We start from the raw sequence: 26,359 nt of genomic DNA, 5'->3' as shown, positions 1-26,359 counted from the left end.
CGACGAGTTTCTATAATGAAGCCAACAACACACCGATGGAAAGGGGTGGAGACCCATGGCACAACCACTGCTGGAAATGAGGGACATTGTGAAATACTTTGGCCCGGTGCAGGCGTTGAAAGGCGTACAGCTGGACCTGTATCCCGGAGAAGTACTGGCGCTGATGGGAGAAAACGGTGCGGGCAAGTCCACACTAATGAACATACTGTGCGGCGCCATACAGAACTATTCCGGAGAGATCCGGCTCAACGGCACCCCAGTGCAGCTGCAAGGACCGCTTTCCGCCAGAAAGCACGGGATTGCCAAGATTCACCAGGAATTGCAATTGGTGAGCGAGATGACAGTGGCAGAGAATATCTTCCTGGGACGGGAGATCTGCAACCGTTTCGGCGCGGTGGACCGGCGGGCCATGGAGGCGAAAGCAGCGGAATATCTGCAAATGCTGGAGCTGTCCGTACCGCCTTCCCGCAAACTCAAGGACCTTCGGGTGGGTGAACAACAGCTGGTGGAGATTGCCAAGGCTCTGTCTCTGAATGCCAGAATTCTGATTATGGATGAACCCACTTCTGCGATCAGCAAGGCGGAATCGGAGGTATTGTTCCGCGTGATTGAACGTCTTACAGCCGATGGTGTGGGAATTATCTATATCACACACCGCATGGAGGAGGTTTCCCGTCTGGCGGACCGGCTCACGGTGTTCCGGGACGGCACCTATGTCGCCACCTGTGATGCCAAAACCACCAGCCGTGACGAGATCATTGCGCTGATGGTGGGCCGGAAGCTGGAGGATCAGTTTCCAAAGGTGACAGCCACCATGGGCGAGGAGGTACTGCGGGTTGAGGATCTGTCCTTCCGGCCGTTTGCAGGAAGTTACAAACGGCCCATTGAGCGTATCAGTCTGCAAGTACGCCGGGGCGAGGTCCTGGGGATTGCGGGACTGATGGGAGCGGGACGCAGCGAATTTTTCGAATGCCTGTTTGGCATGCATCCCGGTGCCACCACCGGCTCCATCTATGTGGATGGCAAGGAAGTACACATCCAGCGACCGGCAGATGCGATTGCTGCTGGCCTGGCGTTTGCTACAGAAGACCGGAAAGGCACCGGTCTGGTGCTCCAGCGCTCCATTGGAGAAAATATGTCTTTGCCGCTGCTGCGGAAATTCAGTCCTCACTTTTTTATGCGCCAATCGGCAGAAAAGGTGGAGTGGCGGCAGCAGATGCAGGCCATGCGGATCAAAGCGCCCAGCTATGCTACCATGGCAGGAAACCTCTCCGGCGGCAATCAGCAGAAGGTGGTATTGGGCCGCTGGCTAATGTCCAAGCCCAAGGTCCTGCTGCTGGACGAACCCACCCGGGGCATCGATGTGGGCGCCAAGGCAGAGATCTACCAGATGATCAACCAGCTGGCCCAGAGCGGCATGGGGATTCTGGTAATTTCTTCGGAATTGCCGGAGGTCATTGGTATCAGTGATCGGATTGTCACATTCTGCGAAGGCCGGCTGACTGGTGAGTTCTCCAGAGAAGAGGCTACTCAGGAAAAGCTGCTTGCAGCTGCAACAATGAGGGAGGGAATTGCATGAAAGTCCAGGCGCCAACCTTGGAAAACCGTCGGTCCATAGGCTCAATTCTGCGGCAGTTCCAAAGTTATATCGCACTCATCGCCATTGTGCTAATCGCGTCGGTTATCTGTGTGAAAGACGGAAAAAACATCTTTCTGACGCCCAATAACTTGATGAATGTACTGCGGGCGGTGTCGGAAAACGGCATCATCGCCCTGGGAATGACGCTGGTCATTCTGCTGGGAGACATCGATTTGTCTGTGGGTTCGGTTCTGGGCCTGGTGTCCACCGGCTCGGCGGCCTTGATGGTGAAAAACGGACTGGGGTTTTTCCCAACGGTTCTCATCAGCCTTTTGATCGGTGCGGCATATGGCCTTTTTAATGGCTTGGTCATTACCAAACTAAAGATGCAGGCGTTTATTGTGACGCTGGCTTCTATGAACATTGCCCGTGGCCTGGCACGGTTCTGGTCTGGCGGTATCGGCATTCCCCTGACGTATGGCGAGGGAGAGGGATATGCACCACCTCTGTATCGCATCTTCTATACCCGCATTGGCGATGTGGTTCCATCACCGGCGCTGATTATGGTAGTGCTGATGCTGGTGTTTGTGGTTCTGATGAAGACAACCCGCTTCGGACGGCATATCTACGCTGTGGGCGGCAATCAGCAGGCGGCCCATTTGTCCGGTATCAATACGGACTGGGTAAAAATTGCAGCTTTTATGATATGCAGTACGCTGGCAGCTTTGGCTGGCTTGATCCACAGTGCACAGATCAGCCAGGGCGGTCCAAATGAAGGCATCGGCTACGAGCTGAACGCTGTGGCGGCAGTGGCTATCGGCGGCACCAGCCTGGCAGGCGGCAAAGGCACCGTGTTCGGCACCTTCGTGGGCGCACTGATTCTGGGTTTGCTGGACAATGTCATGGGTCTGAAAGGACTGGACTCCAACTTGCAGCTGGTCATCAAGGGCCTGCTGATCATCATTGCAGTATTTGCACAGGCTGGCCGGAAGCGGGACTGACGGCAGTCTGACAAATAAATAGAATGTTCCTGAAACTAAACAATTACGGGAGGAATACGCTATGAAAAAATGGATTACCTGGCTTCTGGCTCTGACCATGACCCTGACCATGGTGGCTTGCGGCACGACCTCGGATACCCCGTCGGATACCGCGAACAACCAGGAACAGGAAGAAACTACCACTCCAGATACCACGACAGAAGGCGAATCCACCGAAGACTCCGGCACGACAGAAGAAAAATACATCATCGGTATGAGCCAGTGTAACTTGGGCGAGCCTTGGCGTGTGGCCATGAACAACCAGATTGCTGCCGCCGCAGAGGAGTACCCCATGTTTGAGGTCATTTACTCCGACGCTGCCCAGGACAACTCCAAGCAGATTGCTGATATTCAGAACTTCATCCAGATGGGTGTGGATCTGATCATCGCCTCTCCCAATGAGGCAAAGCCTTTGACCAACGTCATCAAAGAGGCCTATGATGCAGGTATCCCCGTCATCCTGCTGGACCGTAAGATCGAAGGCGATACCTATACGCAGTTTATCGGCGCCGACAATGTGCAGATCGGCTACGAGTGCGGCAAGTATGTAGCGGAGACGCTGCTGCCCGACGGCGGCAAGGTCTGCGAGATCAAGGGTCTGGAAGGCACCTCCGGCGGCGTGGACCGTGACAACGGCTTCCGCGAAGGCATCAAGGTTAACCCCAAGGTGGAGATCATCGACGCCAACAACGCCGACTGGCTCCGTGAAAAGGCCATCACCGTAGCCGAGGAAATGCTCCAGCGCCACGATGACATCGACCTGTTCTTTGCTCTGAATGACCCCATGGCCGAAGGCGCATTCATCGCTGCCCAGAATGCTGGGCGGGAAGAGGATATCCTGTTTGTGGGCGTTGATGGTCTGCCCACGCCCGACGGCGGCATTAAAAGCGTCATCGACGGTCGCTTGAGCATGTCCATGGTCTATCCCACCGGCGGCCGTGAGGCCATCGAGAGTGCCTACCAGCTGTTGGTGGAAGGCAAAGAGCTGGAAAAGACCATCACACTGGAAAGCGAAGTCATCACGCCGGAGACGGCGCCCGATCTGCTGGTCAAGTACGGCGGCGAATAAAAGGTCTGTTTTTCTGCGGGTGCCGCCAAAGTGCGGCATCCGCTTTTGAACGTTTTCGGTATTCCTGGACGTGAGAATTGCATCCGGCCTGCCAAACCGATATAATATCTGTACTACCATCCTGAATTAGGAGGGAACTGCCATGATGTGGCAACGTTTTCGGCACGGCAGTCTTCGCGGAAAGCTGCTGGCCCACGAACTGCTGTCCATTTCCCTGGCTATGCTGACGCTGCTGCTGGTGTTTAATGTGATTTTTACCTATACGGCCCATGGGCAGGCAGACGCATATAATCAGCAGCTCCTTCGCCAGACACAGACCAACCTGGATTTGACCATTGAACGGACAGACGACATTCTTCGCTATCTGATTCAGGACCCGGTGGTACAGGAATATTTACAGCTTGAGAGCTTTTATGATGCACGGCGGTTGGACTTGGAAACGGCAGTGCGTCAGCGGATGCAGATGTACAGCCAGGGCAATGAAACCATCAACGGCATTATCGTAGCCAACGCCCACGATCTGTATGCATCTAACGAGATTTACCGAATGTCCCGGACCTCATTGACGAGAGATGCGTGGTATCAACAAGCAGCAGAGGCGGCGGGTGCCCTGCAAATGATCTCCCAGCCCATTGGGCGAAACGTTACCATCGGCCATGGTCTCAGTACCAACGACATCGTTATGCTGGCCCGTGCCATTACGGATGAAGCCGGGGAGCAGGTCCTGGGAGTGGTGGCAGTGGATTTAAAGCTGTCTGCCCTGGAAACCATGTTCCGGCCCGTCAAACTGGGCAATGCTGGTTTTCTCTATGTGGTGGATGAAACGGGGAGTGTGGTCTATGCCCCGGCCAACAATACGGTGTACAGACTGCCGCACCAGTATACGCCGGAGGTGAATGGCAAGTTGTATCGGGTTGGCGGTACGACATACCAACTGTTGGGAATGCCATCGGAACAAACGGGCTGGACGGTTATGGCGGCTTTCTCCTACACAGAGCTGATGGAGCCTACACATCAGGTCCGTACCATTACTGCTATGGTGCTGGTGGTGATGTTGGCTGTGGCTACGCTGTTGGTGCTGCAATATTCCAAACTGTTTACCGACCCCATCAGCCAACTGCGCGCCCTGATGCTGGAGGCAGAGAACGGCAATCTCGACGTGGCGTTTACCGGCGAGTATGTGGGAGAATTTGCCCAGCTGGGCAGGAGTTTTAACCGCATGATTGAGAACATGCGGCATTTATTACAGATGGTATATCGGGAACAGCGTAGCAAGAGAGAAGCGGAATTGAAAACCTTGCAGGCCCAGATTAAGCCGCATTTTCTCTATAATACGTTGGATACCATCCGCTGGATGGCGGTAGAGGCGGAGCAGGAGCAGATTGTACAGCTGGTAGGTGCCTTGACTAAACTGTTCCGTATTTCGCTGAGCCGGGGAAGGGACACCATAGCGCTGAAAGAAGAACTGGCCCATGTGGAGAGTTATCTCTATATTCAGAAAGTACGATATGAGGATAAGCTTACCTATGAGATTCAATGCCAGGAGGCCCTGCAAGGCTGCTGTGTCAAAAAGCTGATTCTGCAACCGCTGGTCGAAAATGCCATCTATCATGGAATCAAGCAAAAGCGAGGGCCGGGCCGTATTATCGTCAAGGTTCAGCGATGCAGCACGGATTTGCTGCTGCAAGTGGAAGATGATGGGATTGGCATGGAAGCCGAGCAGATGCAGCGGCTCAACGACCTGCTGGCAGCCAAGACACGCCCCGAAGAGGGGGGCTATGGTGTATTCAATGTGAATGACCGCATTGCGTTGTCCTATGGCGCAGAATACGGCTTACGTTTTGCGCCCAATGATCCGGGTGGTGTGCTGGCGGAAATCCGGCATCCCATGCTCTACGACCCTACAGAAAAAGGAGGTACTTATGTTTAAGCTGTTGCTGGCAGACGATGAACCGAAAATCCGCCGGGGCTTGCGGAAACAGATTGAATCCATGGGGTTACCGCTGGAGATCTGCGGAGAAGCGGAGGATGGCGAAATGGCCTATGAATTGGCGGTGGCTATGGAGCCAGATGTGATCATTGCCGACATCTGTATGCCGTTTTTGAACGGACTGGATTTTGTCGAACAGCTGCAAAAACGCGGATGCCATCCTCGGATTATCATTCTTTCGGGATATGACGAGTTTCAGTATGCACAGAGATCCCTGCGGCTGCAGGTACGGGAATATCTGCTCAAGCCGGTGGATACGGAGGAACTGTACCGGGTGCTGGAGACGATACTGACAGAATGCACGACGGAGCAGGAAAAGCGGGGACAGTATCACTGGGTTCAGAGCCAATTGGAAAAGCGCATGGACATCCTGCGGGAACAGTTTTTACAGGAGTGGCTGGAAGGTAAATTGCCGCCGGCAGACCTGGAGCGGGGATTGGGACAGTTTGCCGTTGAATTGGGGCACCGTCCCACGCTTTGGATGTTGGTACCAATGCAGCAAAGCAGTGAGCTGTCCCGCTGGGCGCCGGAGCTGCTGCGGTATGCCGTAGGCAATATCCTGGAAGAACTGATGGCGCCACGCCCACTATGCCTGTTCCATGACAGCCATGGCAAGATTCTGGCTCTGGTGGACCAGGATACTGTGGGAGAGCAAGAGATGGAACAAATGGCGGCAACGTTGGAACAGAGTTTGCAGCGCCATTTTCTGACGGGCTGCATGGAACTCACGGAGCCCATGGCGCTTCCGGAATGTTACCGGCAGTTGGTTCAACAGACGACGCAGCAGATGCAGCGTTCGGAACCAGTTCAGCAGGCCTTACAGTATATCACGGCCCATTTGAGCCGTTCAGACCTGAGTTTACCGGATGTGGCAGGGGCTGTGGGGGTCAATGCAGCCTACTTGAGCCGCCTGATGAAACAGGAACTTGGTACAGCGTTTATGGAGTATTTGACCAGCACCCGTATTCGGCGGGCAGTGGAGCTGATGCAATCAGGCAATACACGGATCAAAGAGATCGCATCCATGGTTGGCTACAGCAATCAGTTTTATTTTAGTACTGCGTTTAAAAACGCCATGGGGCGCTCTCCAGCAAACTTTATCAGGGAGATGGAGGGCAGATGAAACGACGAATCATTGGACCGGCTGCTGCGGTGCTGCTGATTCTGCTGCTGCTGGGTAACGGCCTGTTTTTTCTGTCACCGACTGAGGTGGTGCCGGAAGTGAAATACTTGGTGGGTATGAGCCAGGGTAATCTGATTGATCCCTGGAATATTGCTATGCAGAAGGCCGTGGAACAGGAGGCGCGGGCGCATAGTGAGCTGCGAGTAATTTTTACGGATGCCGCCAACAGCGTCCAGCGCCAGCAAGAGGACATTGATCGCCTGTTAGACTATGGCATTGACTTGCTGATATTGTCTCCCCAGGATGGACAGGCCATGACAGAGCTGCTGAAAGAGGTGTACGCGCAAATCCCGGTAATTGTTCTTTCGCCGGGGGTGTTTGGCGAGGACTACACCATGTCAATTATGCCGGACCATTATGCAGTAGGACAGATGCAGGGGCTGCTGTTGCAGGAACTATTGCCGTCGGGGGGCACCATTTTAGAGTTGGCGGATACGGCTGTTTCACCGGCGGCCCGACAACGCCAGCAAGGTCTGTATGAAGCCATTCTCCAAGGGAAGCAGAATCTGGAGATTGTGCAGACCGTAACGGCCAAGTGGACACAGGACAGCGCAGAAGACAAACTCAAGGAATTTCTTGTGCAGCAGCAGCCACAGCTGGATGCAATCGTGGCGCAGACAGACAGTATGGCGCAGGGAGCTGCTCTGGCCTGTGAAAAAATGCGTAGTTTGACGGGAATTCCCATAGTTGGTGCTGGCGGTGCCACAGGAAATGCCGGCGGCCTTCAGGCCGTTCATGACGGCGTGCTGGCAGGTACCATTCTGTGTCCGACAGGGGGTACAGAAGCGGTATCCTATGCGCTTCGGATTTTAAAACAGGAACCGAATTTACCGCGGGAGGTTATTTTGCCGTGTGAACCGTTTCCAGACAACAGAACGTCGGCATCAGACAAAGGAAAGTAAGGAACACTTACATTTGAATGTAACGTCAAACCCAGCATAGCAGAAGAACCGCGGCATCTGCCGTGGTCAGGTAAACCCGCATTATATTTTTGTTTTGCAATCCGCCGGTGCTTCAGCAGAAAGCAATTTCTCAGCCCAGGTTTTATATTTGCTCACGCTCGATTTAATTCTGATTGCAATTTTTTCAGAATCTGCTCTTTCTCCTCGGGGGTAGCTGCCTTCTGATCTTTTGCGAGGGCCGCATCCCGCAACTGCTCGGCTTCCCGTGCCCAGGCTTCAAACTCCGACTTGCTCATAGTACCCTTACGGGTGCGGGCAAAGTATTTTTTATAGGCCCGCTGGTGCAGTTTCCAAATCTCATTGTTGCGTACCTTGTCCTGAAAACTGGCAGTTGCGCCAATCTCCCGGCAAGTCTTATCTTCCTGGCCGGGTGCCGGTTCATCGCAATACGCAAAGGTGGCCCCTGGGTGTTGCAGGAACCATCTGCCGCAGTTTGCACACCGTTTTGGGACAAACCCCTTCTGCATCCCACGCATCAGCTCTACATAGACAAAGTCCAGGAGACGGTCAAAGTACATCTTTTCCACCAGTTCCGGTTCCCGCCCTGCCTGCTGCATCACCGCATACTGCACATTCACCTGGGGAGCATCCACATGATCGTCCTCACCAAGACTGACGCCGCTGACAAACGGCTCCAAAAATCGTTTTGTAATCTGCGCGGCCAGAGGAAGTTTCCTCTGGCCCTTTTTCTTTTCAAAGGGCTGTCCTTCCAGCAGAGAGTCCAGAAACCAAGTGTAGCGTTCTTGAATATAGAGAATATCCTCTTTAGCCCGGATGTATTTCAAAAGAAATGCATCCGGATTTTTTAATACTTCGGCCGCTATGTCCGGGTTCTCTCCGGCTTCTACCAGATTCCAAAACCGATCGGATTCCACGCTTTCCGGCTCCAGAATATACAGTCGATAAAGTGGAAGCGCCATAAATCCGCACTGCAGTGCGTTCAGCTGCGTTGCTACCAACTCCCGATCACCGGTAGCAACGGCCTGTTCCATGGCATCCAACTTGGTGCAGTAATCCTCAATGTTGCAATTCAAAATAGTGGTCAGCGTTGTGCCATAGGGCAGACAGTCAGGAACCCATTCCACCCAATAGCCCTTCTCGCCAAACTGAATCTTTGTATGCGTATGCGGCCGATGCAGATCAAATATGTCTTTTCCCAGAACACCCATGGCAATGCCTCCAATAGAGAATCTAACCCAATCAATATAGTGTATGTATTTAAACTATACATTAACTATTGCAGAAAGTCAACGTGCATGCTAGAGTAGAATTAGATAATAAATAAGATAAAAACAATATCGAAAGGAGAGGGCTGCAATGCGAAAATTGGAAACCGTAGATGGTGCGACTTTGATGAACCAGCCGCTCCGTCCACCGAATTTTGTGGTGGACACGCTGCTCGGCCAGGGATTACACATCCTGGCAGGCTCCCCCAAAGTGGGGAAGTCCTGGCTGGCCCTGTGGCTGGCTGTGACGGTGGCCAAGGGAGAATCGGTCTGGAATTTGGCCACCAAACAAGGCGCCACGCTCTATCTCTGCCTGGAGGACTCTGTTCTCCGTATTCAGAATCGGCTATTCGAAATCACGGAGGATGCGCCCAACTGTGTCCACTTCTGTACGGAGTGCGCTCCTATTGGCCAGGGACTGGAAGAACAACTGCGCACATTCCTGGCAGCCCATCCCGATTTGGTGCTGGTCATCATCGATACGCTTCAGATGATCCGTCCAGTCCACGACGCCACCTACGCCAACGATTACCGGGACCTGTCTGTGCTAAAACGGTTGGCGGATCAATACGGCATTGCCATCCTGCTTATTCACCATCTGCGGAAAGAAAAGGCGGAGGATGTATTCCATCGGATCTCCGGCACCACGGCCATCAGCGGCGCGGTGGATTCCAGCTTCACTCTGGTAGAGGAGAAACGCGGCAGCGGCAGGGCTAGGCTGACTTGCATTGGACGGGACATCGAATACCGGGAATTGGAACTCTGCCGCAGTCCGGAGAACGTATGGGAACTGGTATCGGACAGCAGAGTGGAGCCGGCACTGCGGGAGGACCGGATTGTCACTCTGCTTACGGCGTTCATGGATGACCGGGAAGCATTTATCGGCACTCCTACGGAGCTGTCTCAGCAAATCGACCCGGATGGAAGCGCGGGGGCAACACCGAAAAAAGTAGTCCGAATGATCTTGCAAAGTGCTGATACTCTAAGGAAAACTGGGATTACAGCGATCAGCCGCCGCAGCAATGGCAGACGGATTATCGAGCTGCACCGTGCCGAAAGTGCCGATCTGGAGGGTACCCCTGAAATTGACCCTATCGACCCTGCCTCCGATGACAGACCGGCTGAAAGGGAAGTGGAGCGGGCCGGGGAGGCGGATTCCTCCCGTTCGGGAGGGCAAGCATCGCGCCCGGCTATACGCCGCGCACAGATTCGGGGCGCTGCCCCGTACCCCGTTGTTTGTGCAGAGAACGGGAGGAGACGCTAATCGTGAGAATAAAAAAGACGGAGATCATCACCCTGCGGGTAACACCACACACCAAGGAAGCTATTCGGGAGAAGGCGAAAGCTGCGGACCTGACCATTACCGACTACCTGTGTTACAGCGGTTTGGGAAAAGAGATTGTACGGGTAGAGGGTCTGGAGCAGATGCTATCTGAGTTGAAAGTCCAGGGGCGGAATCTGAATCAGCTCACTACGCTGGCCAATATGGGCAGACTGACCGTACTCAACGGTGACACCTTGGTAGAAAGTTACGGAAAAATTTATGAGCAGCTTCGGGAATTGTTAAAGACGGTAAATGGGGCCCCACAAAAGCGGTGAACCGCTTTTGTGGGGAGAGGAGACACCCTGGAATGAGTGAGCTTTCAGCCGATAAGGCTGGAAGCGAATGATATGGAGGAGGTGTCGACGAGATGGCAACCTTCACCGCGATTAAAAATCGCGGCGGCAGCCGAGGTGCATTGGGCGGTGTGCTGCGCTACGTCCAGCAGAAGGAAAAAACTACCTGGGGAGAGCAGCGGCTGGTTTCCGGCTGGAACTGCACTGCCCTAAGTGCCTGCACTGAAATGCAGCTTACCAAGGAACGGTTCTGTAAGACGGACGGCCGCCAGTACTATCACTTTGTTCAGTCCTTTGGTGTGCAGGATACCAGCGGTCATGGCCTGAAGTCCATTGCCAGAATGCTCAACGAGCAGGGACGGAAAACACCGGCGCTGACGCAGCTGGGGCTCCTGCGCAAGCGCCTGCCCAACACTCAGACGGGCATCTTGAAAAAATACCTCTGGGATGGAAGAATGGTGAGCCGCATTTTACAGGACGAGAGTTACATCGGTACACTGATCTGCCACAAAAGCGAGCGCAACAAGATCAATAAAACCTTCCGCTTCACTGAGCCTGAGGAGCAATTCCGGCACGAGAATTTCTTCCCGCCCATCCTATCCAGAGAAATCTGGGAACAGGTTAAGGTACTGCTGGCGGAGCGGAAGGAACGGAATGTCCGTGCTGGCACCAATCAGAACATTCTGCGGTATGGCGGTCTCCTACGCTGTGAGGACTGCGGCCGAACCTTTGTGGGAAAACGCATCCATTTAAAAAGGGGAGAGCGGGTGGAATATCACTGTGACACCTACCACAGGTACGGGAAGGAGTATTGCTCCTCCCATACCGTGGAGGAGCGTGTCCTGGATCAGCTCATCACCAAGGAACTGCTGCGAACAAAGCAGATGTATGAAGCGAACTTTCAGGCCATGGAGGGCCTGATTGACCAGTGGCGGCCCAGAGCCAGTGCTGCTGCCGGTCAAATCAAAAAACAACAGGAGCGGATTGCGCTGCTGGAGGAAGAGCTGGAGGCGATTCTAATGGAACGGATTCACGACAAAGCCAACGCCGAGCGATACGACCGGATGATTCAAAAGCGGGAGACGGAGATTGCAGCGGCCCGGAAGCAAATCGAGGAGCTGCAAAATATGGAAGCTACCCTGCGGGAGCGGCAGAACATGCTGAAGAAGGACATCCGCATGATGGATGACATTCTGAAGGAAGGGACGCTGTCAGAGGCCAATCTACGGATGCTGGTGGATAAAATTTATGTCCACGAAGAGGAAGGGCGCTTATCTCTGGATATCCACTTGAAAGCACCGTTCCGGGATCACCTGGACATTTACGAAAACGGCCGGCGGACAGAGTGCCTGGTACTGCAGGATGGGGACTTTGAACCACTGAAGACAATGGAAGTGGAGGAAGAAAACCATGCGGGTGTGGATTTATACCAGGCTGTCTAACGATGACGATCCCAATCGGGATTCTCTGCAAAATCAGATGCGGATCTGCCGGGAATTTGCGGCCGGACGGGGGGATTTGGTGATTGGGCAATCTTCGGATGATAACATCAGCGGCATGGAGTTCAGCCGCCGTGGGCTGGAGGTGCTCACGGCGGCCGTGGATGCGGGAAAGTTGGATGCCGTCCTTGTGAAAGACCTCTCCCGCCTGGGGCGTCACAGGACGCAGACGGCCCTGTTCATCGACTACCTGCGGGAATGCGGCGTTCGTGTGATCTCCGTCACGGAAGGGCTGGACACGGCCCAGGAAGAGGATGACCTGGTCATTGGCATCCGTGGCCTGATGAATGATTATTACGCCAAAGATATCGGGAAAAAGATCCGGGCCGGGTACCGCCAGAAGCAGCGGGAGGGCATTGTGATCACACCGCCCTTTGGATACCGAAAGGACCGAAACACCGATGAAATTGTGGTCAACCCGGAGGCGGCGGAAACGGTGAAGCTCATCTATTCTCTGTACTTACAAGGCTGTGGGCAGAAAGAAATCGCCCGCAGGCTCAACGAGCTGGGGCGAAAGACGCCGGCGCAACTACGAGCTGAACAGTGTGGGCGGGAGGTGCGGGCCGCACATAAAACCAGAGATGGCCACTATATTTGGACGTACGCCAGTGTAAAAAATGTGCTGACGGAGGAGGCCTATACCGGCGTTCTCATCAATCACCGGTCGGAAACCAACAGCGGTAAGGCAAAACGGGTAGAGCAGTCGGAATGGATTCGCCACGAGCATTTCTTCCCGGTCATCGTGGAGCAAAGTATCTGGGCGCAGGTTCAGCAGAGGTTAAAAGAGCAGGCCCGCCCAGCCAATGGAAACAAGGCTAAACACCGCTACGCTGGACTGATTCTCTGCAAAGAGTGCGGCAGTCCCTTTGTGCCGATGATACGGTACTGGAACGGTAATCGGCGTGTGGAGTATGTCTGTCGGGGCTACCATCGGAATGGGAAAAGCTATTGCAGTTCTCACCGAATCCATGAGGAGGTACTGGATACAGCGGTACAGGAGTTTATCCAGACCATGCGCATCAGGATGGCCGAGGAGCAAAAGGAATTGAAACAGAAGCAAAAAATATGGGCGTTGAGGAAACCGGTCCTCGACGCCCACATTTTATCGTTGCAGAAAAGGATTCAGGAGCTAGAGAGGGAGATAGATGAGCTTATCATAGAAAAAATAGAAGCTACAAAAATCTCTCGTATTGTTAGCTGGCAGTAGAGAAATCTTATACGATGGAGCCAAGCCCTTGCTATCTATAAATTTTTATTCTTCTCCTTTTTGAATTGCTGGAAACTCAATTATTTTTGGAGGTTCTTTATACGTGGTTAGTGTTCCAACTTCTAAATCCAATAGTTCTTCTACTACATTGGGTGAAACAGAAAATTTATTTGCAGCAAACAATGCCATAATATCTTGGCTGGTCATGTTTCCCTTAGCCATAAGGAGGTTAATTGCTTGCTTGAGCGCAACAGGATGCTTGTACTCAATCGCATCGTCTAATGGCTCTTTCTGGCGATAACCGTTCATACTCATTTGTCGCATTAGGTATGAATACTGATTAGAAGTTATATATTCTAATGAATATGCACGCATTATCATTGCCATAGCAGATACATGCCATTTCCGCTTTAATTCAATATAATGGCTGAGCCGGTTAGGATATATAGACACATCAGCGCCAAAAGCAGCAGCAGGCAGTAACAGTGCAGCAGCAAAGGCATTTGCTTCATTTTCACGCTCTCGAAACTCTTCTCTATCGATTTCGTTTAAGTCTGGATATCGTTCGTGTAGAATGATATGTCCTAATTCATGGGCACAGTTAAACTGCCTTCGGAAAAAGCTCTTCTTATCTGCCCCTAGTATAATGCAATATGTCGGGCAATTATTTTCCTCATAATATTGATAAAAGGCATCAATGTCTCTACTACCCGTTGCAAATTCTCCCACAATAATTCCGTTCTTTTCCAACAGTGAGACCATGTTGGAAATTGGAGCATCCCCCAAATCCCAATGAGTTCTGACTCGTTGTGCAATTTCTTCAATTGAAAGTTGTTCTTCGTCAGTAAACACAGGAAGATTAAGTGGCTTAAATCTAACTTTCGTTGATAGAACAGAATGAATTTTCACCAAATATTTGGCTCGAATTTTCTGCGCCACCAAATCTTTCTTTTTGCTGGAGTACAACGCTCGAAAATATGTATTACCTATGGTTGACTGCTTATCGTATTCTAAGAAAAATGAATACGGAAAATCCAATGCCTCTGATATTTTGCGAAGCGTTAAAGGTTCAGGTGTTGCTTTATTGTTCTCAAATTGGGAAATAGCTTGCTTATTTATTCCGATGGATTCAGACAAATCCGCCATGGTCATTTTTCTAAATAAGCGTGCTTCTTTTATCCGCTCACTATTAACCCTATTTCCTTTCTGCACAATAACCAATCCTTTAATTACAAAAGTTCAACAAGAGTTTCCTCTTCTTCGGTATCATTCTGCTGGGGAATAACGGTCAAGGCAGCAGCGTAAGGAACACCTATAAGATGAGACCAGTTTTCTTCCTCGTTGGAGATTTCAAGTGAATGTGTAAGACGAACTGCTCGGACTCCTAAGAGCCGATCACTATAAGTATCGAACAACACCAAGATATGTCCTTTAATTTCACCCACCTCAGCATGAACGGCCTGTGCAAGCTGCTCTTGCGAACGGTAGACACACTCTTCTAAGTCAGCAGATACACCGGGTAGCGCTAACTCCAACTGTTCGTACTGAGCTTCCAGTTCTTCGTTAAAATAAGCAGCTCCACACAGGTAATGTTTCCCTTTGTCTTTGCGCTGCTGAATACCCTTAAATGTATCCTCGGTCATTAGGGTAAAAATATAACCAGAGGCATGGTGGAATAATACGGGGGTTTTCCAGCCGCCTCGTGGGCAGATATTCAATTCCAGCCATCCCAAGTGCTGACATTTGTCACGAAGTTGAGCTATGATTGGATTCCAACGGAACTGACCATAGCCATTGCGTTCTGACAAATGGTGGTCACTCATGATTTCAGGCATGATATATTCTAACGCTTCTTGCAGCGCACTGACGATAGCATGGTCAATCAGCGCCAAATTAAAGCTGAAATTCTTCTGGGAACCAATCATAATATACACATCCTTTCTTGTATGTCTTCTATTTTTACATATTGCATAATAAAAGTCAAGTGAAATTACAATCTCTTTTAGATTATGCAATCTCGGATTAATGGAAGGAAATAAATATAATCCGAACTTATCTCCCATCGGAAACAAATTCGGATTACATTAGTCTGGTGCGGGCGGCGGGACTCGAACCCGCACGCCTTTCGACAAAGGAACCTAAATCCTTCGAGTCTACCAGTTCCACCACGCCCGCATATTCGATTTGTCCTCTGTTTTTACACGGCGAGGAAGCCGAGGCGGGGCACACAGCCTAGTCCGCAACTATAAAAACAGGTAACCCTGTTCTTACCTGATTGAGCACGCCGATGATCTGGTCAGCCAAGAAGGAAGCTGCGCTAACTCAAAAAGATTCACTGAGGTGACAGCACCTAAATCTCGCATGTCTACCAATTCCATCACAGGCGCACATTCACTTGACAGGATACGGGAGCCGGGACTGGACCGGGAACTCTTCCGGGAGACGACAGCACCTGTATCTCATAGGTCTACCGCTTCCACTATGCCCGTATCAGGAAGAAACCCTCTATTTTTACACGGGGAGGGGACCCGAGGCGGAGCCAATCGCTGCATCCGCAACGGTAAAAACAAAATGGACCTGTTTTTACCGGTTGGTTGTATCCGCAGATACTATATAATAATACCATACCCGGTCCGATGGGTCAATAGCAAAAGACGGGCTTTTGTAAGGTTTACACAGAGATGGTCCCGTACCAAACGACACCGGATGAAACTTGTCTTGACACATTGACCATCCATCGGTACAATAGATTCTGGATTATAGTGCGACCGGTGCAGCTGCTTGGGGGGCCTGCGCCGCCGCTGCTGTTTCCGCGCATACCCGATTTTTTCAGATCTTAGATCAAGGAGGTGTGTTCGCAGAATTATGGAACCGATACAAATCATTCTTCCGGTCATCGTCGGCATTGTCTGTGCGGTGGTGTTCTTTTTTGTCGGCGTAACCTATCGGAAAAAGGTTGCCGAAAAAGAGATCGGCAGCGCCGAAGAGGAGGCAAAACGCCTGATCAATGAAGCCATCAAGGCGGCGGAGAACAAGAACCGAGAGCTGCTGCTGGAGGCCAAGGAAGAAATCCATAAATCTCGTACCGAATACGAAAAAGAAGTAAAGGAACGCCGCGCCGACCTGCAAAAGCAGGAGCGCCGCCTGCAACAGAAGGAGGAAACCCTCGACCGCAAGCTGGACGCCCACGAAAAGCGGGAGGAGGAGTTGAACCACAAACTGCAAAAGGTGGCCGCCGCCCAGGAGGAGACGGACCAGCTCAAGCGCAGTCAGATGGAGGTCCTGGAAAAGATATCCGGTCTCAGCCAGGAGGAGGCCAAAACCTATCTGCTGGAGAATGTGGAATCCCAAATCCGTCATGAGACGGCCATGAAGATTAACGAGGTGGAGACCCAGCTCAAGGAGGAGGCCGATCAGCGGGCCCGTGAGATCATCGCCACCGCCATTCAGCGCTGTGCCGCCGATCACACGGCCGAAGCCACCGTTTCCGTGGTCCCCCTGCCCAATGACGATATGAAGGGCCGCATCATCGGCCGCGAGGGCCGCAATATCCGCACCCTGGAGACCATTACCGGCGTCGATCTCATCATCGACGATACCCCCGAAGCCATTACTGTTTCCAGCTTTGACCCCATCCGCCGCGAAGTGGCCCGTATGGCGCTGGAAAAACTCATCGTCGATGGCCGCATCCATCCCACCCGCATTGAGGACATGGTGGAGAAGGCCCGCCGCGAGGTGGAGCACACCATCAAGGTGGAAGGCGAACGCGCCACCTACGAGACCGGCATCCACAACCTGCACCCGGAGCTGGTGAAACTCCTGGGCCGTCAGCGCTACCGCACCAGCTACAGCCAGAACGTCCTGCGCCACTCCATCGAGGTGGCCCACATTGCCGGTCTTATGGCCAGCGAGCTGGGCGTCGATGTGACGTTGGCCAAGCGGGCCGGTCTGCTCCACGATCTGGGCAAGTCCGTCACCCATGAGGTAGAGGGCAGCCACGTGCAGCTGGGCGTGGAACTGGCTCGAAAGTACAAGGAAAGCCCCATCGTCATCAACGCCATCGAAGCCCACCACGGCGACGTGGAGCCCCAGTCGGTCATCGCCTGCCTGGTACAGGCCGCCGACGCCATCTCTGCTTCCCGTCCCGGTGCCCGCCGTGAGAATGTGGAAAATTACATTCGCCGTCTGGAAAAGCTGGAGGAACTCACCGGCTCCTATCCCGGCGTCGACAAGGCTTACGCCATCCAGGCCGGCCGCGAAGTCCGCATCATGGTCAAGCCCGAGGAGGTCAGCGAGGACAACATGATTCTTCTGGCCCATGATATTGCCACCAAGATTCAGAGCGAGCTGAAATATCCCGGACAGATCAAGATCAACGTCATCCGTGAGACCAAAGCGGTGGATTACGCCAAATAATTGCAGTAAAACCCGTCGGAGCCAATCCGACGGGTTTTTGTCTGATCATCCGGCGGTATCCTTGGGAATGGGGTGGGCGTCGCCCTCACTGCGGAAGCAGCGTTCCACGGGAACGTTCCGGGTCAGCAGGGATACCACAACGATGGCAATGGAGGAGGCCACCAGACCCACCAGGACGGCGTTGGGAATGGGCAGCTGCGACACCACCGCACCGACCACAATGCCCACCCGGGCGCCCCAGGCGGTGACCTTGCTGTTACAGCGGCTCATTTCCGGCCGCTGGCCCTTGTGCTCTTTCCAGAGGAAGCCAATGCACAGCAGCGGCGCCACACCGGCGCCTGCCATAGAGTAGGCCCGGGAGAACAGGGAGATGATGGAACTGGCATAGATAGCCGCCACAGAGGATGCCACACCGATCAACAAGGTAGCCCACTTGGCCAGCTTTACCAGCTGTCGGTCATTGTGTTTGCCGAAAGGCCGCACCAGATCGTTGACCACCAGCACCGCCGCCGAGTTGAGGCAGGAGTCTGCCGAGGACATACCGGCACAGAGAATCAGCACGAAAATACCCGCACCCACCAGCATGGGGGTGCAGTACATCATAAACCAGGGCATGGCCGAACCGGCGTCGAGGTCCTGATTTATGGTGAGGATAATCAGGCCCACCAAAGCCGTCAGCATGGTCATAATGACGCAGATTATACCGCTGTAGAGCAGGCCGTTGCGGGCGGTTTTGGAGGTTTTACAGGCGTAGCAGCGCTGCCAATAGGTCTGCGCCACCAGAACGCCCACGAGACCCGTCAGGAACGTGTTCAGGGTGCCCAGGAAATCCAGGTTGGCAAAGGTCCACATCTCGCCCTTGCCCACGGCTTCCAGACGGTTGCCCAGCTCCACCAGACTGAAATCCACCTTGCTGAACGCAAAGAGATAGAAAATAATGCCGAAGATCACGCACAAAATGCCCTGGAACAAATCGGTCCAAACGACGCTGTAGACGCCGCCCATAAAGGTGTAAACGATGAAAATCGCGGAGAACAGCAGGATAATGGGCAGCGGGTCCGCACCGGTGAACACCTGGAAAATCTCGCCGAAGGCTTTGCCCTGACCGCCGACCCAGGCCACCATGATACAGGCGCTGAGAATGCCGCAGAGAATCCGTGTCAGCTTATCGCGGACAATGAGATCATCGATCATTTCCGGCATGGTGTTATAGGTGAAGCGGCCCGCCAGACCGGCAAAAACCAGGGCAAAGACGATTTTGGAACCCTGTTCCCCCAGGATAAACGCCAGCCAACCGATGCCGTTTTCGTAGCCGCTGCCGGCATGGCCGATGAAATTGCCTGCGCCCATGATGGTGGCAAACTGGGTGAAAAAGATCAGGTACATGGGAAAACTGCTGCCGCCGATGGCATAGTGGGAGAAACTTTCATTGGCCTGCCCCTGCACTTTCCAGGAGATCACGAGAAACACGCCGCAGACGATTACCGTCAAAATCCAGAACAAGGTACCCATGGTCATAGTTTGCATGCTCCTTTCCGCCGCTACCGGCCCCGGCGGATGCAAAAACAGGAATCGCCGCCTACGCAAAGCATAGGCGGCGAAAAATAGCCAATAATTTCCAATCACAGAATAGAACTCCTGACCTGGCAATGATCGACCTTCCTCCGCTTACGAGATTAGCTGTCGGGTTCGGAAAAGGAAGTTCCCGTCGGCTACAGCCGATTCACCCCAAAATTGGTTCTCCCGCTGCCGCCTCTGGCGGCACTCAGCGCATTGCATCCAGTTTCAGATATTTGATTGGTATTAGTATAGCATAAACGTGGTTGGATTTCCAGTGTATTTTGTAAAATTTATACAAAAGATTGAGGAGCAAATGCTGCCTCCGATTTCATGCGGGTAAAATTGCCCAATCCTCCAGGAAAAGCGCTTATGCTTTGGAGGAATCCATCGTGTCGGCGTTTGTGTTCTGGGACTGTTTTTCCGCGCTGCGTTCTTTTTCCAGGGACGCAAGACCCAATCGGATTAACTCTACCGTTGCTTCGGAACGGGTTTGGTATCGCCGCTCATACCGAAAGTCCTCAATTTTTTGAAAAAGGTCGTTGTCCACAGACACCGTATATCTGGGTCTACTTGTCGCCATGTTAATCACCTCTTTTTTTGAGTATACACCAGTGAACCAGAGAGGTAAAGATGCAATCCTGCAAAACAGATGTTGACAGGGAATTACTTCTTTTATATGCGGGCTGATTCTGCGCAAAAATCGACAGATTTTGCAGAATCGGCCCAGGTGTTTTATGGCAATGGTATAATGAGTCTAGTCTCAGAGCCGGGAGAAGGAGGTTGGGTATGGAGCGAGAGACAGCGGCCAGACCGTTGGAGCGAGATAACGTCATATCCATGAGACGCTGGACCAGAAAGCACCCGATTAAAAGCTGTCCGAAGCGTTATGAAGAAGTCGCGCACATTGCCCAGGAGCTGATGCGTTACGGTGCGGTGGAGGTGCGGTTGGAGCGACTGGATACCATGGCGGCCAACCGGATTCTCTATTTTCTCTCCGGCGTGGTGTTTGCTCTGGGCGGCATGGTGCAGCGGTCTGGACGCTGGCAGATCATCGCGATTCTCGACACCACAGCCGATCTGGACGACCAAGACCCACAAAATCCATAAAAAAACGGGATCACCCACATTGGACTGTGGGCGATCCCGTAATTTTTTGGTATCCTATCTGCTGGAAGCTATAGCAAATTGCATTATTTCAAAAGCATACCGGAGTTCAGCAGACTGGTGGAGTAGAGGAACAAGACGTCCTGATTTTCGTTCAGCTCCACGAAGTCCGGCAGCAGCTTGGCGGCAATATACCGCAAGTCGATGAGGGTCACCTTGGCGTAGCCCTCCAGAAACAGGGGAGAGATGCTGCTGCCGTAGGAGTCCCGGAAAATCACCAATTCCCGGTCAGTCTTGGCCAGGGGACTTTCAATTGTCAGTACCGCCTGGGCGCCGCCGGCAAAGACGTCATAGCCGTCCATTCCGTCAAACTTGGTGGTGGTGTATACGGGCCATTTGCCCTCGAATTCCACACCGGTCATGGAGGCGGCGTTGGTGGCATCGGAGGTCAGGTACGTCAGCACATCCGGTTCTACCGGCAAGGCCGACTGGCCGCAGTAGACGCCGTAAAAGGGGGAGAGGGTATTCTCTGTATAGCCGCCCTCCGGCGTCAGGCTGACGCCCAACCCCATGCCGTCGGCCAGGAACTGGGCGATGCCTACAATGTCGGGCTGATTCCAATGGGTGTCGGTGCGGTAGTAATCGTCCACCGAAAGCAGATCCAGGATGTCCAGATACTGGCCGTTGACGGTGGAGGTCATGATCTCCACCAGACGGTCATAGTCCAAATGGGGATAGCCGTGTGCCTCGGCTACAAAGTAATTCTTGTCGGGCACAATGGAATAGTAAATCCGGTCGCTGGGCACATAGGTGGAGACCACCTCATTGATCTTGTTGGCGGCGTAAGCCACCTGCTCTTCTTTCAGCGGGTATTCCATCTTAAAGACGCTGTCGCCTACCAGATAGACGTCGTTGTTGTCCAGCTGCCGGAACAGATCAAAACGAGTCACAGCTTTGATGGTCCGCCAGCCGTCCCGGCCGGGAAACTGGTCCAACAGATACGTTTCCAGCGCTTTCATATAGTCGCCGGAGAAAATGCCCTCCGCCGTCAGGGCCGGCGCCTGGGCCAGAGTGCGCCGTTCCGACCGGGAGGTTTCCTGATCGGGCAAAATCAGATGCCAGACGGCAATGCCGAAGAGCATCACAAAGGAGACGGCCGCAATGGCAATATATTTGACTTTCTGCATGGCGTACCTCCTTAGAAACGGAAATAGAGGAAGGGGTTAAAGGAACCGTCCACCAGACTGGCCGTTACGGCCACCAGCAAAGCGGCAACGGCCGCAGGCTCCAAAACGGTCATAATCTTGCTGTTCTGGACGCGCTCATAGCAGCGCTTGCCCAGAGGCAGGGCGGCAATCAGGCAGACCACCAGCAGTACACCGTAGCTGCGCAGATAGTAGAGGGCCTCGCTGGTATAGAGCGGCAGTCCGCCCGCACCAAACAGTCCGCCCACATCGGTCAGCACACCGGCCAGACCGTCGGCGTTGAAAATCACAAAACTGATGATTACCAGGAATACCACATAGAGATGGCGTACCACAGCGGGCAGTTTTTCCAGAAGGTTCCCCAACCACAGCTTTTCAATCATCAGCAGCACGCCAAACAGCGCGCCCCAGAGGACAAAGTTCCAGCTTGCGCCGTGCCACAAACCGGTCAGCAGCCAGACGACCGCCAAATTCCGCAGCCATTTCGCTTTGGAGCAACGGTTGCCGCCCAGGGGAATATAGACGTAGTCGCGGAACCAGCTGCCCAGGGTCATATGCCAGCGGCGCCAAAACTCCGTGATGGATTTGGAAATAAAGGGGTAATTGAAATTCTCCGGGAACTGGAAACCGAATATGCGGCCCAGGCCGATGGCCATGTCGGAATAGCCGGAGAAATCGAAGTAGATTTGCAGGGAAAAGGCCACGGCATACAGCCAGAAGAACAGAACGCTCTGGCTTTGGGCGTCTCGGAAAGCGGTGCATAGCTCACCCATGGCGTTAGCCAGTAAAACTTTTTTGCCCAGGCCAAAGGCAAAGCGCCGCAGACCCAGGGCGACGCCCTCCAGCGTGCTTTTACGGTGTTCCAGTTCGGCGGCCACATCTGTGTACCGAACAATGGGACCGGCAATCAGCTGGGGAAACAGACAGACAAACGTGGCAAAGGTGGCAAGATTCCGTTGTGCCGAGGCCCGGCCCCGGTACACGTCGATGGTATAGGACATGGTCTGGAAGGTAAAAAAGCTGATTCCGATGGGCAGAGGTATGCCGGTCAGGGGAATGGCGGTACCCAGCAGATCATTGACCGTGCCGATCAGGAAGTCGGTATACTTGAAGAATCCCAAAAGGCCCAAATTGATGACGATGGAAGCGATCAGATAGAGGCGCGTCCGCTTGGGTTGGTCCCGGTGCTTTTCAATGAGCAGGGACCAGCAGTAATCACTGATGGAGGAAATCAGCAGCAAAGAGACGTAAACGGGCTCTCCAAAAAAGTAAAACAACAGGCTGGCCGCCAACAGTACGCCGTTGCGCCACGACTTGGGCGCCAGAAAATACAGGGCCAGCGTCAGGGGCAGAAAGCCGTATAGAAAGGTTATGCTGGAAAACAGCATGGGCAGTCACCTCGATTGCAAATTCATTTTGGACGCAAAAACCGGGCGCACCGGTTCGGTGCGCCCGGTCAAAGGGTCGATTACATGGCGTTGAAGTTGGCAATAATGGCGTCGGCCCGGTCTTGGGTCGCCATGACCAAAATGGCCAGGTTGCCCTTGGAAGCGGTTTGGACGCTTTCGGCTTCCACGCAGATCCACTTGCGGGGGTTGGCGTTGGCCTTCATGTCGGCGGCCACAGTGGCGGCGTCGGTGCCCTCGGGAACCTCCACAATGACGACACTGTGGGCAATGGAGCCGATCAGGGAGTCGCCGGTGATGGCCCGGTAGCCGTCGGCATAGGGAATAAAGGTAAAGGCTTCAAAATTGTCGGCCGTCAGCATGTCGCTGGCGCACATGGGCAAATCCGCAATACCGGCGGTGACGGTGGACAGGACAGCGGACAGATCGGTCCCAGAGGTAGTGGGAGTCTCGGGCTCCGTGGGCTTTTCCTCCGGCGTGGCAGGGGTTTCGGGCTGCGTGGGCGTTTCAGGCTTGCTGCTGGTGTTGGAGCCGCTGCCGGAACCGTTACCGGTGCCGCCGCCAGTGCCATTGCCGGCACCAGTACCAGAGCCGTTACTGGAACCGCTGCTCGTGTTGGAGGAGCTGTTGTTGGTGTTGGAACCGGTGCTGGTGTTGACGGTGTTGTCAGGCTTGGAGGCTACAGGCGTCTCAGCATTGCCGCCCACAGGAGCGGCAACGGGATCGTCAAGGTTCTCAGGCACTTCCTCCTCCTCGGGAACAACGACCTCAGCCAGATCGCTCTCCGGTGTGGCTTCACCGGCCAGGGAATCAAAGTTTACCAGAATGGCGTTGGCTGTGTCCACAGTGGACATGACCAGCAAAATGGTGTTGCCGTGCTGACGCACATGGGTGGCTTCGGCGGTAACGCAGACCCATTTAGCAGGGTTGGCATTGGCCTCCATATCAGCGGCTACCTGGGCGGCGTCTGTGCCGTCGGGAACGCGGATCAGAACGACGCTGTGGGCAATGGAGCCAATCAGCGCATCGGCGGAGACCGCTTCGTAGCCGTCCGCATAGGGAATAAAGGTCATAAACTCAAAGTTCTCCTCCGTCAGTTCCATGATCTCATACATGGGCAGGTTCTCCACACCCTTGAGAATGTCTTCCATGACGGTGGTCAAATTCATCTCATCGATGGGATTTGTCTCATCATCCTTACTGGTATCATCGGAGGTGGTGTCGTTGGTCTCGGTGTTGGAGGCGTTATTGTCGGGGGCGGGGGTCTCCTCCTTAGAGCCGCAGGCAGCCATGGAGAATACCAGGGTCAGCGCCAGCAGCAGAGCAATCAGCTTTTTCATAGTTCTCGATTCCTTTCGTGTATCGTTTCCCAGAAGCGGGAGCGGCGGTGCCGCGTGGTTTCTGATTGGTTAGACGCCGCCTTTCCCTATTTGTTCCCGTATATGCGAAAAAATATGAGAGATGTATTCCAAATAAATCAAGAGACGCCGCGAAGGCGTCTCTTGATTTATTTGGAATGTCTGTTCAGGAAACCCCGGCCATGTCCGAGTCGGCAGCCTCGTCAGAAGCGGGAAGATTGATCTGAAAGGAACCGTTGGCAGCAGCCGAAGCACCGTTGGTTTTGGTTACTTGTAGCGATACGGTGATGGTGTAGGATTCCCCGGCGGCAAAGGGATACTCCACCCGGACGGCATCCAACAGAGCCACGCCGGCAGCAGTCTGTAGGGTGGCGAGTTCCTGAGCCGTGGCGGGCCGAATGGAGCGATTGCCGTCGGAACCGCTGCGAGCCGTGGTGCTTTTCACTGTGATGCCTGTAATGGTGGCGTTCACCAGATTCACCGGGGAGTGGATGCCAACCAGCAGCCCGCCGGTTCCATCCTGCGTGACGGTCCAGGCATAGCCCCAGTCCGAAGCCAGACCGTTGACAATACGGACCGTTTGGGAGGTCTGGTCCCACAGCACATCAAAACCAAACTGTTCAGCCACCGGCCGAATGGCCACAAAGGTCTGACCGTCGCGCACCACCGGGGCGGCAATAAATGTACTGTTCGTCTGGCCTGTGCGAGTGTTGACGATGGTACGGCCATCATAGAGGGCGTACTGATTGGCGACTGAAAAGGTGTTGCGGCCAATCCATAGGGAAACGGTGCGGGAAGCAATGAATTCCTTTTGTCCTGATTGCAGCTCTGCCTGATATACGGAATTGTCGGGCGTATAGGTACGGGACAGTTCTACCATCTGTTGTGCTTGTACCCAGCGTACCGTCAGCCCCATGGCTTCCGCCACATCCCGTACCGGCGTCAGTGTAATGTTTTGATCGTTGATGTAAGGCGCCGCGCCGTTCCATATCACAGGAACGCCGCGAACCGTCACCTTGATCGAGGCCGCCGCAGCTGAACAAGCAAGAAGCGCCAGAGAGAGCAGCAAAAGACAAAGCCGTGCAGCCAATCGCCTCATAAAATCCCTCCAGTTTAAAAGGTTACGATTTGTTACCAATTTAGAATAACACACTTTTAAAACAGGCGCAACCGCCAAAATGACCACGGTTACAATATAAAAAAAGAAAGCAGCAAATAAAAACGTCGAATTTTAAAAAAAGTTGTTGACAAATGATGGACGGTCTGATGTTATATGCAAGCGCTTGAGGGACAGCGGTTCCGATGAAAGCGGCCAGTAAGAACTCCGAAAAAACTTTGAAAAAAGTTCTTGACAAACGAGTTCCTCTGTGGTAAGATAAACGAGTTCCGCCGGACGGCGCGAACGACAAAAAGTGAGAAGTTCACTGGAAAACGGCTTGAAAGTTTGAAAAAACTTTGAAAAAAGTTCTTGACAAACGTAAAAAGTTGTGATAAAATGAATCTCACGAACGACCGCTCAGCGGTGTGTGTACCTTGTAAATTAAACAACGCGAAAACATGACGAAGCACCTTGGACAATTGATTTTGCCAGTTTCGTAAAACTGGCGGATAAATTTTGTTCAAAGTACAAGATTTAGCCAACGAAATTTCTTGAGTAATTGCTAGAGCAAATACTTGATGGAATGATTGATTGAATCGGCTTGAAAGAGTCGTTTTGATACCATTTTATTGAGAGTTTGATCCTGGCTCAGGACGAACGCTGGCGGCGTGCCTAACACATGCAAGTCGAACGAGAATCTGATGACGGAGTTTTCGGACAACTGATTCAGAGGACAGTGGCGGACGGGTGAGTAACGCGTGAGCAACCTGCCTTTCAGTGGGGGACAACAGAGGGAAACTTCTGCTAATACCGCATAATGTGCCGGGGAGGCATCTCCT

The 26,359-nt window shown here is 53.2% G+C and carries 20 protein-coding genes, 1 tRNA gene, 1 rRNA gene and 1 riboswitch; of the genes, 13 read left to right on the top strand and 9 right to left on the bottom strand.

Features of this window, described 5'->3' with window-relative positions; genetic code table 11:
- Nucleotides 1–55 precede the first annotated feature (55 nt).
- From ACTQ33_RS10255 to ACTQ33_RS10230, 6 genes are all read left to right on the top strand, one after another.
- Entirely contained in the window at nt 56–1,579 is a 1,524-nt protein-coding gene (locus ACTQ33_RS10255) for a sugar ABC transporter ATP-binding protein (RefSeq protein WP_441464472.1), read from the top strand.
- Nucleotides 1,576–2,580 carry an ABC transporter permease gene (locus ACTQ33_RS10250; RefSeq protein WP_441464470.1) on the top strand — a complete coding sequence of 335 codons (1,005 nt, stop codon included), beginning with the start codon at nt 1,576–1,578 and terminating at the stop codon, nt 2,578–2,580. The genes ACTQ33_RS10255 and ACTQ33_RS10250 overlap by 4 nt, the downstream gene beginning before the upstream one ends.
- A gap of 61 nt (nt 2,581–2,641) precedes the next feature.
- Entirely contained in the window at nt 2,642–3,688 is a 1,047-nt protein-coding gene (locus ACTQ33_RS10245; protein ID WP_441464468.1) for a substrate-binding domain-containing protein, read from the top strand.
- Nucleotides 3,689–3,830: 142 nt separating this feature from the next.
- Nucleotides 3,831–5,618, top strand: a complete 1,788-nt coding sequence (locus ACTQ33_RS10240) for a cache domain-containing sensor histidine kinase (RefSeq protein WP_441464466.1) — start codon at nt 3,831–3,833, stop codon at nt 5,616–5,618.
- Nucleotides 5,611–6,801, top strand: coding sequence for a response regulator transcription factor (locus tag ACTQ33_RS10235; protein WP_441464464.1), 1,191 nt, complete (start codon nt 5,611–5,613; stop codon nt 6,799–6,801). Before ACTQ33_RS10240 ends, ACTQ33_RS10235 begins: the two co-directional genes overlap by 8 nt.
- Nucleotides 6,798–7,763: a substrate-binding domain-containing protein gene (locus tag ACTQ33_RS10230; protein WP_441464462.1), complete on the top strand. Its 966-nt coding sequence runs from the start codon at nt 6,798–6,800 to the stop codon at nt 7,761–7,763. Before ACTQ33_RS10235 ends, ACTQ33_RS10230 begins: the two co-directional genes overlap by 4 nt.
- A 152-nt stretch (nt 7,764–7,915) precedes the next feature.
- Here ACTQ33_RS10230 and ACTQ33_RS10225 read toward each other — a convergent pair whose 3' ends face one another.
- The gene (locus ACTQ33_RS10225; protein ID WP_441464460.1) at nt 7,916–8,992 is read right to left on the bottom strand and encodes a DUF6076 domain-containing protein; all 1,077 of its coding nucleotides are present in this window, start codon (nt 8,990–8,992) and stop codon (nt 7,916–7,918) included.
- A gap of 148 nt (nt 8,993–9,140) precedes the next feature.
- On the opposite strand from ACTQ33_RS10225, the gene ACTQ33_RS10220 reads away from it, so the two are divergent.
- From ACTQ33_RS10220 to ACTQ33_RS10205, 4 genes are all read left to right on the top strand, one after another.
- Nucleotides 9,141–10,313, top strand: coding sequence for an AAA family ATPase (locus ACTQ33_RS10220; RefSeq protein WP_441464458.1), 1,173 nt, complete (start codon nt 9,141–9,143; stop codon nt 10,311–10,313).
- Nucleotides 10,314–10,315: 2 nt separating this feature from the next.
- Complete coding sequence (locus ACTQ33_RS10215; protein ID WP_441464457.1) at nt 10,316–10,648, top strand: plasmid mobilization protein; 333 nt, start codon at nt 10,316–10,318, stop codon at nt 10,646–10,648.
- Nucleotides 10,649–10,740: 92 nt separating this feature from the next.
- On the top strand, nt 10,741–12,108 hold the full coding sequence (locus tag ACTQ33_RS10210; protein ID WP_441464455.1) for a recombinase family protein: 1,368 nt from the start codon (nt 10,741–10,743) through the stop codon (nt 12,106–12,108).
- A complete protein-coding gene (locus tag ACTQ33_RS10205; RefSeq protein WP_441464453.1) occupies nt 12,077–13,372 on the top strand; it encodes a recombinase family protein in 1,296 nt (431 codons plus the stop codon). Before ACTQ33_RS10210 ends, ACTQ33_RS10205 begins: the two co-directional genes overlap by 32 nt.
- 45 nt (nt 13,373–13,417) lie before the next feature.
- On the opposite strand, the gene ACTQ33_RS10200 is transcribed toward ACTQ33_RS10205, so the two are convergent.
- From ACTQ33_RS10200 to ACTQ33_RS10190, 3 genes are all read right to left on the bottom strand, one after another.
- Entirely contained in the window at nt 13,418–14,584 is a 1,167-nt protein-coding gene (locus ACTQ33_RS10200) for an ImmA/IrrE family metallo-endopeptidase (RefSeq protein WP_441464451.1), read from the bottom strand.
- Between the two features lie 17 nt (nt 14,585–14,601).
- A complete protein-coding gene (locus ACTQ33_RS10195) occupies nt 14,602–15,297 on the bottom strand; it encodes a DUF5986 family protein (RefSeq protein WP_441464449.1) in 696 nt (231 codons plus the stop codon).
- 165 nt (nt 15,298–15,462) lie between these two features.
- Nucleotides 15,463–15,547 (bottom strand) — tRNA-Leu (locus ACTQ33_RS10190).
- Nucleotides 15,548–16,237: 690 nt separating this feature from the next.
- Here ACTQ33_RS10190 and rny point away from each other — a divergent pair.
- Nucleotides 16,238–17,788 (top strand): ribonuclease Y, encoded by a 1,551-nt coding sequence (gene rny, locus ACTQ33_RS10185; RefSeq protein ID WP_441464447.1) that lies wholly within the window; start codon nt 16,238–16,240, stop codon nt 17,786–17,788.
- 45 nt (nt 17,789–17,833) lie between these two features.
- On the opposite strand, the gene ACTQ33_RS10180 is transcribed toward rny, so the two are convergent.
- Nucleotides 17,834–19,306: a sodium:solute symporter family protein gene (locus ACTQ33_RS10180; protein ID WP_441464445.1), complete on the bottom strand. Its 1,473-nt coding sequence runs from the start codon at nt 19,304–19,306 to the stop codon at nt 17,834–17,836.
- A gap of 132 nt (nt 19,307–19,438) precedes the next feature.
- Nucleotides 19,439–19,569, bottom strand: a riboswitch (cyclic di-AMP (ydaO/yuaA leader).
- A 565-nt stretch (nt 19,570–20,134) separates the two neighbouring features.
- Here ACTQ33_RS10180 and sepF point away from each other — a divergent pair.
- Nucleotides 20,135–20,455, top strand: a complete 321-nt coding sequence (sepF, locus tag ACTQ33_RS10175; protein ID WP_441464443.1) for a cell division protein SepF — start codon at nt 20,135–20,137, stop codon at nt 20,453–20,455.
- Nucleotides 20,456–20,538: 83 nt separating this feature from the next.
- Here sepF and ACTQ33_RS10170 read toward each other — a convergent pair whose 3' ends face one another.
- The 4 genes from ACTQ33_RS10170 to ACTQ33_RS10155 all read right to left on the bottom strand — a co-directional run bounded on the left by ACTQ33_RS10170 (nt 20,539) and on the right by ACTQ33_RS10155 (nt 25,520).
- Nucleotides 20,539–21,639 carry a DHHW family protein gene (locus tag ACTQ33_RS10170; RefSeq protein ID WP_441464442.1) on the bottom strand — a complete coding sequence of 367 codons (1,101 nt, stop codon included), beginning with the start codon at nt 21,637–21,639 and terminating at the stop codon, nt 20,539–20,541.
- An 11-nt stretch (nt 21,640–21,650) separates the two neighbouring features.
- Entirely contained in the window at nt 21,651–23,045 is a 1,395-nt protein-coding gene (locus tag ACTQ33_RS10165) for an MBOAT family O-acyltransferase (protein WP_441464440.1), read from the bottom strand.
- 80 nt (nt 23,046–23,125) lie between these two features.
- Nucleotides 23,126–24,403, bottom strand: a complete 1,278-nt coding sequence (locus ACTQ33_RS10160) for a hypothetical protein (RefSeq protein ID WP_441464438.1) — start codon at nt 24,401–24,403, stop codon at nt 23,126–23,128.
- A gap of 184 nt (nt 24,404–24,587) precedes the next feature.
- A complete protein-coding gene (locus tag ACTQ33_RS10155) occupies nt 24,588–25,520 on the bottom strand; it encodes a copper amine oxidase N-terminal domain-containing protein (RefSeq protein ID WP_441464436.1) in 933 nt (310 codons plus the stop codon).
- 625 nt (nt 25,521–26,145) lie between these two features.
- Between ACTQ33_RS10155 and ACTQ33_RS10150 the strand changes: the two genes are divergently transcribed.
- Nucleotides 26,146–26,359 (top strand): 16S ribosomal RNA (locus ACTQ33_RS10150); the annotation flags it as partial.

It is taken from the genome of Candidatus Avoscillospira sp. LCP25S3_F1, assembly GCF_052117125.1.
In the GTDB taxonomy this organism is placed as follows: Bacteria; Bacillota; Clostridia; order Oscillospirales; family Oscillospiraceae; genus Avoscillospira_A.
The sequence above is the reverse complement of the archived record's forward strand: the minus strand, read 5'-3'. Positions and strand labels throughout refer to the sequence as shown.